Here is an 11,917-nt window from a genome sequence, read left to right as displayed (position 1 = left end):
GCCAGGCAAAAAAGCGACCGCCGGCCGCGGCGGGCCCCGGTCAAGGCGAGGCACACCGAACGGCGCGGTCTTGTATGGAACGGCAACAGACATCACGGCCATGCCCGCCCCGGCCCGCCGCCTACTCCGGGGCCTCGGGCAACACCGTCATCTGGAACAGATGAATCCGGCGCGAATCGGCGCGCTGCACGTTGAACTGGAAGCGGTCGATGATGGTGGTTTCACCGCGCTTGGGCATATGCCCGAACTCGTGCATGACCAGGCCGCCGAGGGTATCGAACTCGTCGTCCGAGAACGCGGTGCCGAAGTAGCGATTGAATTCGTCGATCGGCGTCAGCGCATTGACCTGATATCGATTCTTCTCCTGACGAAGAATATTCGCGCCCTCGGTCTGGTCGTATTCGTCATCGATCTCGCCGACGATCTGCTCGAGCGCATCCTCGATGGTGACCAACCCGGCCACACCGCCGTATTCATCCACCACCACCGCCATGTGGTTGCGCGAGGCCTTGAATTCCTTGAGCAGCACATTTACCCGCTTGGCTTCCGGCACATACACCGCCCGGCGCAGCACAGTGGTGAGATCGAAGGCTTTATCCGCGCCGTCCGACTCGGTCAGGCTCAGCATGTCCTTGGCCAGCAGGATGCCCACCACCTCGTCGCGCGATTCGCCGATCACCGGAAAACGCGAATGGCCGGATTCGGTGGCCACCGACAGGATCTCGGCGGCGTCCGCATCCGAGTCGATCACCACCATCTGGGAGCGCGGCACCATGATGTCGCGCACCTGGAGTTCGGAAACCTTGAGCACGCCCTGCATCATCCACAGGGCATCGACGTCGAGCAGCGCGTTCTCCTGGGCTTCGCGCAGCACCTCGATCAGTTCATCGCGATCGCGTGGCGGGCCCGCCAGGCTCATGCCGATCTGGCGCAGCCAGCCCCGACTGGACTGATCGCTGTCGTCGTCGTCGCTCATGGTAAACGCGGCCCGAGCCGCCTCCTCAAATCCGTGTTGTGTGATCGCCGGCCGCTATCCGCGCCTGGCGATGGCTAGGCCGCGTATGGGTCGTTATGGCCCAGCCGCGCCATGACGCGGCGCTCGGCCGCTTCCATGATATCGGCCTCATCGTCGCCGATATGGTCAAAGCCCAGCAAGTGGAAGCCCCCGTGAACGACCATGTGCAGCAGATGCGCCTCGATGGTCTTGCCCTGCGCGGCGGCCTCCCGGGCCACCACGGGCGTGCAGATCACCAGATCGCCGAGCGCGAAGAAACCGGGCAGTCGGGCATCGGCCGGAAACGATAGCACGTTGGTGGCATGCGGCTTGTCGCGAAAGCGGCCGTTCAACTCGGCGGACTCGGCCTCGTCGACCAGGCGCACATCCACGCTGACCTCATCGTGCTCGCGCTCGATGCCCGCCTCGTCCAGCACGGCCGCCACGGCGTCGATCAATGCCTGCTCGTCGTATTCGGCCCGTACACCGGGCGCGGCGACGAGATTGAAATCGATCACCGTCAGCCGGCCCCGCCGTCGTTCTCGGCATCCCGCTCGTAGGCCGCCACGATGCGCTGGACCAGCGGGTGGCGCACCACATCGCGGCCGACGAACCGGGTCACGCTGATGTTGTCGATCCCCGAGAGCAACCCGACCGCATGCGACAGCCCCGACTGCTTCGACGGTGGCAGGTCGATCTGGGTCATGTCGCCGGTGACCACCGCGGTCGAGCCGAAGCCGATGCGGGTGAGAAACATCTTCATCTGCGCGACGGTGGTGTTCTGTGCCTCGTCGAGAATGATGAAGGCCTCGTTGAGCGTGCGCCCGCGCATATAGGCCAGCGGCGCGACCTCGATCACCTGGCGCTCGATCAGCCGGCTGACCCGGTCGAAGCCGAGCATTTCGTAGAGCGCATCGTAAAGCGGGCGCAGGTAAGGGTCGATCTTCTGCGCCAGATCGCCTGGCAGGAAACCGAGATTCTCGCCGGCCTCGACCGCCGGGCGCACCAGCATCAGCCGGCGTACCCGCTCGGATTCCAGCGCATCGACCGCGGCGGCCACGGCCAGATAGGTCTTGCCGGTGCCGGCCGGGCCGATGCCGAAGTTGAGATCGTTGTCGGCCATGCGCGCCATATAGCGGCGCTGGTTCGGACCCCGCCCGCGCACGAGCCCGGTGCGCGTCTTGATCATCACCTCGCGCGGCGATTCGTCGTCGCCCGAGGCGACCGCGGCCGCATCCTCGCGCTCCTGTTCCGCGGTACGCGCGACGACGTGGACGCGATCGGTCGCGATCGGCCCGCCGGCGGTGGCGGCATAGAGCTCATTGAGCGTATCGATCGCCGCCTCGGCGGCGCCGTTCGCCCCGTCGACCTGGAACAGATGGCCGCGGTTGTGCACCGCCACGTTCAGGGTCTTTTCGATCAGGCGCAGATGCTCGTCCTGCGGTCCACACAAATGCGCCAGCCGTTCCATGTCGAGCGGCTCGAGCTCCAGTGTCCTTCTTACGGTGTTGTCGGCCAAATTGCCTCGGCGTGGTTGCGGCGCATGGGGACGATCGCGGGATCACTCGATCGCGGCCAGCCCCGGGGGCGGATCCGCGGTCGCGACCGCCGACTCTGTCATCTTTATGCGGCCACGCAGCGAATTATCCAAGGCCTCGGTGATCTCGATTTCGACGAAATGGCCGGCCATGCGTGGATGGCCCTCGAAATTCACCCAGCGATTGGAGTCGGTGCGTCCGGCCATCTGGCCGCCACCGCGCTTGGATTCGCGCTCGACCAGCACACGCTGGGTGGTGCCCACCATGTTCGCCATGTACTGACGATTGAAGTCGGCGATGCGATCCTGCAGGCGCTTGAGCCGGGCTTTCTTGACGTCGCGTGGTTCGTCGTCAGCCATGTCGACCGCCGGCGTGCCCGGGCGCGGGCTGTAGACGAAGGAAAACGCCGCGTCGAAGCCGATCTGTTCGACCATATCCATGGTCGCCTCGAATTCGGCCTCGCCCTCGCCCGGGTGGCCGACGATGATGTCGGTCGACAGGCTGATATCGGGCCGCACCTCGCGCAGGCGCGCAATACGCTCCTTGAAGTGCTCGACCGTGTAACCGCGGTTCATGGCCTCGAGCACCGCATTGGAGCCGGACTGCACCGGCAGGTGCAGATAGTTGGCGAGCTTCGGCACGCGGGCATAGGCCTCGATCAGCGCGTCGGAGAATTCCAGCGGATGGCTGGTGGTATAGCGGATGCGCTCGATGCCGTCGATCTCGGCCACGAACTCGACCAGCATCGCCAGATCGCAGATCGAGCCGTCTTCCATCGGCCCGCGATAGCCGTTGACGTTCTGGCCCAGCAGTGTGATTTCCTTCACGCCCTGCGCCGCCAGCTCGGCGACTTCCAGTATCACGTCGTCGAACGGCCGCGAGATTTCCTCGCCGCGCGTGTAGGGCACGACACAGAAGCTGCAATACTTGGAGCAGCCTTCCATGATCGACACGAACGCGGTTGCACCTTCGGCGCGCGCCGGCGGCAGGTGATCGAACTTGTCGATTTCGGGGAAGGCGATATCGACGATACCGGCACCGTTATCCGCAATATCGTCCAGCAACTGCGGCAACCGGTGCAGTGTCTGCGGGCCGAAAACCATATCCACAAACGGCGCGCGCTCGCGAATGGCGTGGCCTTCCTGCGAGGCGACACAGCCGCCCACGCCGATTACGAGATCCGGATTCGCGTCTTTCAACGGCTTCCAGCGGCCGAGCTGCGAAAACACCTTCTCCTGCGCCTTCTCGCGGATCGAGCAGGTGTTGAGCAGGATGATGTCGGCCTCTTCGGGCGTGCCCACGCGGGTTGCGCCGCGGTTCCTGGCCAGCACGTCGACCATCTTGGCCGAGTCGTACTCGTTCATCTGGCAGCCCCAGGTGGCCACGAACACCTTCGGCGCGCTGTTGTTGTCCACCGTTTCCGACATCGCGATCGAACCGTTGGTTGAGATCGAGGATTGACCGCTCAGTTTAACCCATTCGGCCGGTCATGCCGTAGCGCCGTATTTCGGCCCGGCGCATGCGTCGCCGCAGCGCCTGATAGGCGCGCCCGGCGCGATCGGCGGCAACGCGCGACAGCTGGACCGCCGGTTGCTCGATCGTGCGATACGCCAGATCGCTGACCACGAAACACAGCACAAACGTCAAGATCAGCAGCCAGCCCAGCGGCATCCGCCCGGCGAAGCCGTGCAGCATTGCCAGCAACACGATCGGATGGAACAGATACAGACTGTAGGAAATCCGCCCCAGATACTGACAGGGCGATGTTTCGAGCACACGCCGGAAACCCGGCTCGGCCGCGGCCGTGACCAGCAGCAGCGCGGCCGCGGCCATCATCGGCCAGTCGTAGGGCATCATCGTCGCCAGCCCGATGATATGCAGCGCCTTGCCGCCGTAGACATAGAGCGTGAAGGTCAGCACCCCAAGCAGAATCCGGGTACGCCCCGGCAGCCGGCCGTACGCGGCGAACAGGCTCTCGCGATGATGCGCGAGGCTCGCGCCGATGGCGAAAGCCAGCATGTAGTGCACCGTCAGCACATAGGCGGTCAGGCCGCCGTGGGCGGCAAAGCCGGCGATATTCATGCTCTCGCGCACCGCTGGCTGGCGCAGCACCACCATCGTCGCGCTGGCCACCACGAACGGCATGAGCGCGGCCCACCAGCGCATGCGGCGCACCATGAGCAAGATGAGCGGAAACACCAGCGAGATCCGCATCTCGTGCACCAGCGTCCAGATCGTGAAGTCGTAGCGATCGGCGTTGAACTGGCCGATGAACAACAGATGCTCGCCGATCGAGGGCCAGGTCACCGGCCACGACCAGAACTTGTTGATCCAGCTGTTAAAGCCATCCAGGGTATCGCCCGACACCGCATACGCGCCGATGATGCCGAGCACGATCGCGGCCAGATAGGGCACGTACAGCCGCACGACCCGCTTGGCCACATACGCCGGCATCGACAACTTCGCGCGTGCGAGCAGCAGATACAGCACGAAACCGCTGAGTACGAAGAACAGCACCACCGCGGCATGGCCCTGAAAGAGCACGTCCACCGGTGTCTGTTTGGCGATGCGGGTCCAGTGAAAAAAACGATCGTAGATCGCATCCTGCTGGCCCCGCATGACCATGAACAGATGGCCGATGATCACACTGCAGGCCGCCAGCCCGCGGAGCGAATCGAACGCATGGATGCGTGACGAGGAACGGGACATGAACGAATCTCGATTGGCCGCGGCGCGGCCTGTCCGATGCCTGCTCGATGTAACGGCGTCCACGGCCGCCTGGTTCCATAATGCGTCGTGATGGAACCGATCGCGCTCATCGTCGTTGATTCTTGAATCACGCCGAACCGTGACCGAGCGCGCTATGAACGAGGCCCTATGATCGAGCCCGGCATGATCGAAGCCGAGATCCCGCATTTGCGGCGCTATGCGCGTGCGCTGCTGCGGGATCGAGAAGCCGCCGACGACCTGGTGCAGGACACGCTAGAGCGTGCCTGGCGCAAGCGTCATCTCTGGCGCCCGCACGGCCGGCTGCGCGGCTGGCTGTTCCGGGTGCTGTATCGGCTGTATCTGGACGGCCACCCCGCGCCCACGCGCGACCGCGACAAGCTGATCGCGCTCGATACGCTCGGGCTCGACCCGCGCGACCGCAGCGCCTCGAACGGCCTGAGGCTGCACTGTCGCGACGTGCTGGCCGCGATGGACCGCCTGTCGCCCGAGCATCGCGCCATACTGATGCTGGCCGCGCTCGAACAGCCCAGCTATCGCGATGGCGCGCGCATGCTCGGTATTCGCGTCGGCACCTTCCGCTCGCGCCTGTCGCGGGCACGTCAGCGGCTCAACGAACTGATGCAGGCCGACGAAGGCCCGCCCTGCGTGGCGGCCGCACGGGGATGAGCGCAACCGCCGTGGCGATCGACTACGAACAATGCGTGATGTACTACCGCACCGGCCGTCGCATCACCGGCGCCGCGGCGATCGAACGCTATCTGACCGCCAACCCGCGCATCGCCGAGCGCGCCGCGCGCGACGCCGAGCACGACCTGGCGCTCGCGCAGCGCTACGATCCGGTGCTCGACGAACCCATCCCGCCGCGCCTGTTGCACGGCCACAATGCCTCACCCGCAAGCTGGCTGGCGGGCGCCGGCCTGGTCGCGGTGATCGGCCTGTCGGCCGCTGGCGGCTGGTGGCTGCGCGGGCTGGCGTCGGCATCCGCGCCGCCGGGCGTCGTACCGGACACGTTCGGCCAGCAGGTCGCGCGTCTGGCCGACCGCCAGCCCGCGCTCAACACGGCCGCGCGCAGCCCCAACCGACCGGCGCATCCCGATCTGTCGCGCGCGGGCTACCACTTTAACGATCGACACGTCGTCACCACAGCGGGCGGCGAGTCGCTCACCGCCTATGAATATCGGAATGCGGCCGGCAAACGGGTGACGATCTATACACGCCCGCAGTCCGGCACCACGCAGGCCGCACCCGACATGATCTCGCCCTCCGGCGTTGCCCTGGCCCGCTGGCAGGCGCGGGGGCGCGATTATGCGCTGACCGGCAATCTGCCACCCGCCGCACTCAACGAGCTGGCCGAGATCGCGGCGCACCCCGGCAGCAATGCCCGGGCCAATGACCAGGCCAATGACCAGGCCAATGACCAGGCCGGCGATCGTGCGCCGATCTCCCCGACCATCAAGCGACCGCGGCAGCAGGCGCCCGCTGCCGTCGGACAACCGATCGGGCGCAGCACTCCGCCACGCCAGCAACCCGCCAGCGGACTCTGAGCTTTCCCGCCACCAACCCCTGGCAATACGGCAACGCCGCCTTGGCGCCGGATTGATTCAGATCAAGCGCGGGTCTCGACAGCGACCTATCGTGGCGCTATTGCGGTTCACCCGCTTATGACAGGAGGTGCGTCATGACGACATCGGCACTCACCGAAGAGATCCAGGTCGAGGCCTTCTTCGATTCGGCCACGAATACGATCAGCTATATCGTCAACGACCCCGCAACCGACCACTGCGCGATCATCGATTCCGTGCTCGATTACGAGCCCAATGCCGCGCGTATCAGTCATGACAACGCCCAACGCATCGTCGATGCCGTACGCGAACGGGGCCTCGCCGTGGACTGGCTGCTGGAAACCCACGCCCACGCCGATCATCTGTCGGCCGCGCCATGGATCCAGCAGCAGGTGGGTGGCAAACTCGCCATCGGCGAACACATCCGGACCGTGCAGGAAGTATTCGGCAAGATCTTCAACGCCGGCACCGAATTCGCGCGCGATGGCAGCCAGTTCGATCAGCTGTTCGCGGACGGCGTCGAATATACGATCGGCTCGATAACGGCCCGGGCCATCCATACGCCCGGCCATACCCCGGCCTGCATGAGCCACATCATCGGCGACGCGGTGTTCGTGGGCGACACCCTGTTCATGCCCGACTACGGCACCGCGCGCTGTGACTTCCCCGGCGGCGATGCACGCACGCTGTATCGCTCGATCCGGAAGTTGATGGCCCTGCCCGACGAAACCCGCGTATTCCTGTGCCACGACTATCTGCCCGAGGGACGGCGCGAATACCGCTGGCAAACGACCGTGGGCGAACAGCGGCACCACAATATCCATGTGCATGAAGGCGTGATCGAAGACGCATTCGTCGCCATGCGCGAGGCGCGCGACGCCACGCTCGGCATGCCGCGGCTGATCCTGCCCTCGGTTCAGGTCAACATGCGGGCCGGCCATCTGCCGCCAGCGGAATCCAACGGCGTGCACTACCTGAAAATTCCGCTGGATACCTTGTAGTCTGGGGCCGCAGGCTTTGCGCTGTCGGCCGAAACCGCCGGCAGCGCTCCTATCGTTGCAACCGACAGAGCACCCGGAGTGCACCATGTCCGATTATCCGAATGATCTGAAGAACGCCCGCCGCTTCGGCGCCGATATCGTGACCGCGGGGCAACCGAGCCGGGCACAACTCGTGGCCGCGGGCCAGGCCGGGGTCAAGACCGTGATCAACCTGCGCCCGGCCGGCGAATTCGGCGAATTCGACGAAGCCCGCGTGGTGGCCGATGCCGGCATGCGTTACGTCAATATCCCGGTTGCGGTGGCGGATGACATCGACGATCGCCATGCTCGCGACCTCGACGACGCCCTCGCCGCGGCCGGCGGCACGCCGGCGCTCGTGCACTGTGCCAGCAGCAATCGCGTCGGCGCGCTCATGGCCTACCGCGCCCGCCATCTGCACGGTGAGAGCGCCGAGCACGCCCTCGACATCGGCCTGAGCACCGGCCTGGACCCACAATCACCGCTGTACGAGGCCACGCGAAACAAGCTCCGGTGACAGCGCCGGGCGGCACTTGCAAGCATGGGGGCAGCATCGATGCGCGCCTCAGGCGAGCCGCAGATGGCGCCAGAACCGCGCCTCGGCGGGCGCTGCGCGCGGATCGACCTGCTCCACGATCCGGCCGGCTTCGATCACGGCGATCTCGTCCACATAACGCAGCACCGACGGCCGATGCGTGATCACGAGCGTCGTCCGCGCGGTCATCAATGGCGACAACGCCGCCAGCACATCGGCCTCGGATCGGGCATCGAGCCCCTCGGTGGGCTCGTCCAGGATCAGGATCGGCGCGTCTTTCAGCACGGCGCGGGCAATCGCGAGCCGGCGCGCCTCGCCGCCGGACAGGCGCGCGCCGGCCTCACCGATGAATGTATCCAGCCCCTGCGGCATGGCCGCCACCCGCGTTGTCAGGCCGACCTGCGCCAGGGCCGCCTGCATTTGGTCCGTGCTCGCCTCGGGCCGGGCGATACGCAGATTATCGGCCACGCTGGCATTGAACAGATGCGTGTGCTGGCTGACCACGGCACACCAGCCGCGCACCGTCCCGGCCGTATAGCGCTCGATCGCCGTACCGCCGATTTCCACCCGTCCGGCCTGATACGGCCAGAACCGCAGGATCGCGTTCACGACGCTGGTCTTGCCGGCACCGCTGGCGCCGACCAGCCCCAGCGTGCGGCCGGGGGTGAGCGTGAGATTCACGCCGTCCAGCGCCCATGACGCGGCCTCGTCGTAGCGCAGCGATACCCCACGCAGTACGATATCGAAGCGCTCGGGCGGCGCGGCATCGGCCGGCGGATCCGACACGGCCGGCTCGGCGTCCATGATCTCGAAGATCCGCCGGGCCGCGGCGCGCGTCTCGGCCAGCGCACGAAACGCCGCCGGCAAGGGGGCCACGGCTTCGAAGCTCGCCATGACCAGAAACACGAGCATGGCCAGTGCCGGGCCGTCGATTGCGGCCCGCCCGACCAGCGGTATCGCCGCGACCAGGGCAATCCAGAGCGTCGCACGGGCGATGCCGGCCGATGCCGCGTCGGCGACCGCCTCGCGCCAGGCGTCGCGTCGTTGCACCGTCAGCAGCCGGCGCGACAGGCCACGGATGCGCCCAGCCTGGCGTGCGGTGGCCTGATACACCCAGAGTTCGCCCAGGCCGCGAATACTGTCGGCGCCGGTCGCGCGCAGGTCCGCCAGCACGCGGCGGCGCTCGGCCCCGCCCGCGCGGCTCAGCCGATAGGCAGCCCAGGGCAGCACGAAGCCGGCCGCGAGCAGGCCAATCGCATTGACCAGCGCCACCGCCGGGCTGAACCAGGCGGCGAAGCCATTGACCAGCACGATGCTGGCCGCGGCCGCCAGGCTCGGCGCGATCACGCGCAGATAGAAATTGTCGAGCGTGTCGATATCCGCGCGCATGCGGCTGAGCAGATCGCCACCGCGATAGCGTTGCAGGCCGGCCGGCGCCAGCGGTTCGAGCCCGGCATAGAAGGTCACGCGCAGCCGCGCCAGCAGTCGCAGCGTGGCATCGTGCGTCACCAGGCGCTCGAGATATCGCCCCATCGCCCGTACGATCGCCAGCCCGCGGATACCGGCCGCCGGCGCGAAATAATTGATCGTGCCGAGCCCGAGACCGGCCAGCGCCATACCGGTGATGAACCACCCGGCGAGCGCCATGAGCGCGACGTTGGCCAGCACCACGGCCATGGTGAGCCCGATACCGAGCCACAGCATGCCGCGATAGGGCCGTGCCAGTGCCAGCAGCCGGCGCCAGTCGTTCACGACCGAACCCCGCCGAAGGCATCGTCGGCGCGGTACAACGACCAGAGCCGCGCATAGCCGGCGTTGGCGGCCATCAGCGCGTCGTGCCGGCCGCGCTCCACGATCGCGCCCTCGGCCAGCAGCAGGATCTCGTCGGCCTCGCGCACCGTATCCAACCGATGGGCGATGATCAGCAGCATGCGATCCGCGGCCAGCCGCGCCACGGCGTCGGTGATCGCCGCTTCGCTGGCCGGATCGAGACTGGCGCTCGGCTCGTCGAGCACCACCAGCGCCGCGTCCTTGAGAAAAGCCCGCGCCAGCGCAATGCGCTGGATCTGCCCACCGGACAGGCCCTGGCCACGATCGCCGATCACGGTCTCGTAACCGTCGGGCAAGGCCTGGATGAAGGCGTCGGCATTGGCCTGGCGGGCGGCCCGCGCCACCTCGGCGTCATCGGCCTCGACCCGGCCGAGCCGGATATTGTCGGCGAGGGTGCCGTGGAACAGCGTCGGGCGCTGGGGCACCCAGGCGACCTGCTGCAGCCAGACGCCGCGCGCCAGACTCGCGAGATCCACGCCGTCGACCCGGATAGCGCCGGCCTGCGGCCGCAGGAAGCCCAGCAGCAGATGCGCCAGCGTGGTCTTGCCGGCCCCGCTGGGGCCGACCAGGGCAATGCGCTTGCCGCGGCGCAGCGCGAGATCCACGCCGCTGAACACCGGCGCGCCGTCGGCATAGGCGAACGCCAGATCGCGACATTCGATGCGTTCGGGGCGCGAGATCGCCTCAGCCGCCGCGCGGCTGGCCGTGTCTTCGGGGCGCTGCCGCGCGAAGATCTCGATCAACCCCTCGGCAGCACCGATCGCTTCCATGCGCGCGTGATACTGCGCGCCCATGTCGCGCAGCGGGCGATAGAACTCGGGCGCGAGCAGCAGCACGAACAGCCCGGGCCAGAACGCCATCTCGCCGTAATACAGCCGGAAGCCGATATACACCGCGACCATGGCGATGCCGAGCGTGGTCAGGAACTCGAGGATGAGCGACGACACGAAGGCCAGCCGCAGCACCGCCAGCGTCTCACGCCGATAGCCTTCCGACAGGGCAGCCACGGCACCCAGTTCGCGCCGGCTGGCGCCGAACAGCTTGAGCGTGGTCAGGCCTTCGATGGCGTCGAAGAAATGCGCGCTCAGGCGTGCGAGTCGGCGCCACTGGCGCTGGTTGAGCGCTTCCGTGCCCTTGCCGATCAGGACCATGAACAACGGCACCAGGGGAGCCGTAACCAACAGGATCAGCCCCGAAACCCAGTCGTTCGGAAAGATCACCAGCAACAGCACGAGCGGCAGCATCGCCGCCAGCATCATCTGCGGCAGATAATCGCGGTAGTAGCGGTCCATGGCCTCGGTCGCATCGGCCAGCAGATGCGAGATCGTGCCGCTGCGCGCGCCGCGCGCCCAGTCGGGCCCGAGTGCGATGCAGTGCTCGAACAGGGCGTCGCGCAGGCGATGCTTGATCCGGGCCGCGCCTTCGAATGCCAGCCCGTCGCGCAGTATGCCCGTCAACACGCGGGCCGCGAATACACCGAGCAGACGCCACAACCAGGGCATGACCGCGGCCAGCCCCTGCCCGTCTATGGCCACGGCATTGATGATCAGCGCCAGCAGCCAGGCCTGGGCGATCAATAGCGGTGCATCGATCAACCCGACCGCGACCGCACCGAACAACAACGACCGCTGACCGGCCAGGTGCGCGCGCAGCCATCCTTCCGTGCCGCGCCGCCTGCTGTTCGAAGTATTGGCCGACATTGGCAACTG

The 11,917-nt window shown here is 66.9% G+C and carries 11 protein-coding genes; 4 read left to right on the top strand and 7 right to left on the bottom strand.

Annotation, left to right across the window (positions count from 1 at the left end):
* Window positions 1-121: 121 nt before the first annotated feature.
* The 5 genes from ACS8Y6_RS03655 to ACS8Y6_RS03635 all read right to left on the bottom strand — a co-directional run bounded on the left by ACS8Y6_RS03655 (window position 122) and on the right by ACS8Y6_RS03635 (window position 5,241).
* The gene (locus ACS8Y6_RS03655) at window positions 122-976 is read right to left on the bottom strand and encodes an HlyC/CorC family transporter (protein ID WP_109994025.1); all 855 of its coding nucleotides are present in this window, start codon (window positions 974-976) and stop codon (window positions 122-124) included.
* Between the two features lie 74 nt (window positions 977-1,050).
* Window positions 1,051-1,512, bottom strand: a complete 462-nt coding sequence (gene ybeY, locus ACS8Y6_RS03650; protein ID WP_440849402.1) for an rRNA maturation RNase YbeY — start codon at window positions 1,510-1,512, stop codon at window positions 1,051-1,053.
* Between the two features lie 2 nt (window positions 1,513-1,514).
* Complete coding sequence (locus ACS8Y6_RS03645; protein WP_440849403.1) at window positions 1,515-2,513, bottom strand: PhoH family protein; 999 nt, start codon at window positions 2,511-2,513, stop codon at window positions 1,515-1,517.
* A 42-nt stretch (window positions 2,514-2,555) separates the two neighbouring features.
* Complete coding sequence (miaB, locus tag ACS8Y6_RS03640; RefSeq protein WP_440854984.1) at window positions 2,556-3,959, bottom strand: tRNA (N6-isopentenyl adenosine(37)-C2)-methylthiotransferase MiaB; 1,404 nt, start codon at window positions 3,957-3,959, stop codon at window positions 2,556-2,558.
* Between the two features lie 43 nt (window positions 3,960-4,002).
* Window positions 4,003-5,241 (bottom strand): acyltransferase family protein, encoded by a 1,239-nt coding sequence (locus ACS8Y6_RS03635; protein ID WP_440854983.1) that lies wholly within the window; start codon window positions 5,239-5,241, stop codon window positions 4,003-4,005.
* A gap of 168 nt (window positions 5,242-5,409) precedes the next feature.
* On the opposite strand from ACS8Y6_RS03635, the gene ACS8Y6_RS03630 reads away from it, so the two are divergent.
* From ACS8Y6_RS03630 to ACS8Y6_RS03615, 4 genes are all read left to right on the top strand, one after another.
* Complete coding sequence (locus tag ACS8Y6_RS03630) at window positions 5,410-5,928, top strand: RNA polymerase sigma factor (RefSeq protein ID WP_440849406.1); 519 nt, start codon at window positions 5,410-5,412, stop codon at window positions 5,926-5,928.
* Window positions 5,925-6,806, top strand: a complete 882-nt coding sequence (locus ACS8Y6_RS03625; RefSeq protein WP_440854982.1) for a hypothetical protein — start codon at window positions 5,925-5,927, stop codon at window positions 6,804-6,806. The genes ACS8Y6_RS03630 and ACS8Y6_RS03625 overlap by 4 nt, the downstream gene beginning before the upstream one ends.
* Before the next feature lie 134 nt (window positions 6,807-6,940).
* Entirely contained in the window at window positions 6,941-7,825 is an 885-nt protein-coding gene (locus ACS8Y6_RS03620) for an MBL fold metallo-hydrolase (protein ID WP_440854981.1), read from the top strand.
* 85 nt (window positions 7,826-7,910) lie between these two features.
* The gene (locus tag ACS8Y6_RS03615) at window positions 7,911-8,360 is read left to right on the top strand and encodes a protein tyrosine phosphatase family protein (protein WP_440849409.1); all 450 of its coding nucleotides are present in this window, start codon (window positions 7,911-7,913) and stop codon (window positions 8,358-8,360) included.
* A gap of 48 nt (window positions 8,361-8,408) precedes the next feature.
* Here the strand turns inward: ACS8Y6_RS03615 and cydC are convergent, their stop codons facing one another.
* Together cydC and cydD are read right to left on the bottom strand one after the other, a co-directional pair.
* Entirely contained in the window at window positions 8,409-10,130 is a 1,722-nt protein-coding gene (gene cydC / locus ACS8Y6_RS03610) for a thiol reductant ABC exporter subunit CydC (protein WP_440854980.1), read from the bottom strand.
* A complete protein-coding gene (gene cydD / locus ACS8Y6_RS03605) occupies window positions 10,127-11,908 on the bottom strand; it encodes a thiol reductant ABC exporter subunit CydD (protein ID WP_440854979.1) in 1,782 nt (593 codons plus the stop codon). The genes cydC and cydD overlap by 4 nt, the downstream gene beginning before the upstream one ends.
* Window positions 11,909-11,917 lie beyond the last annotated feature (9 nt).

Origin of the sequence: Salinisphaera sp. RV14 (assembly GCF_052044135.1) — a bacterium.
Taxonomy (GTDB): domain Bacteria; phylum Pseudomonadota; class Gammaproteobacteria; order Nevskiales; family Salinisphaeraceae; genus Salinisphaera.
Note: the sequence above shows the minus strand (reverse complement) of the source record. Positions and strands in the feature narration are given on the sequence as shown.